Here is a 365-nt window from a genome sequence, read left to right as displayed (position 1 = left end):
GGCGGATGCCGTGGGCGAGGCGGATGCGGGCGAGTTCGAAGGGGAAGGTGGCGGCGGCGGGGTGGGTTTCGGCGTGGTGGTAGTTCTCGTCGGCTTCGGCGGGGTCGGTGGCGGTCATGGCGAGGGCGCCGTGGGTGAGGAGGGCGAGGCGGGGGGAGATGTCGGGCAGGCCCGCGCCGCGGGCGGCGAGTGCGTGGGTGCGGGCTTGTTCGGAGCGGCCGGTGTGCAGGGCTGCTTCGACGAGGTCGAGGAGGGTGCGGGAGGCTTGGTGGGCGTAGGGGGTGAAGGTGCCGGGGGGTGTGATGCCGATGGCGTGGAGGTAGGCGGCTTCGTAGTCGCCTTCGCTGAGGGCGGCGGCGGTGCCG

1 pseudogene is annotated in these 365 nt (G+C 74.0%); it reads right to left on the bottom strand.

The window, feature by feature from the left end:
• Positions 1–365 (bottom strand): annotated as a pseudogene (locus OO52_RS45685) (helix-turn-helix transcriptional regulator); the annotation flags it as partial.

It is taken from the genome of Streptomyces flaveolus (genome assembly GCF_000716535.1).
Classification (GTDB): domain Bacteria; phylum Actinomycetota; class Actinomycetes; order Streptomycetales; family Streptomycetaceae; genus Streptomyces; species Streptomyces flaveolus_A.
This window is presented reverse-complemented; position numbering and strand designations above follow the sequence as displayed.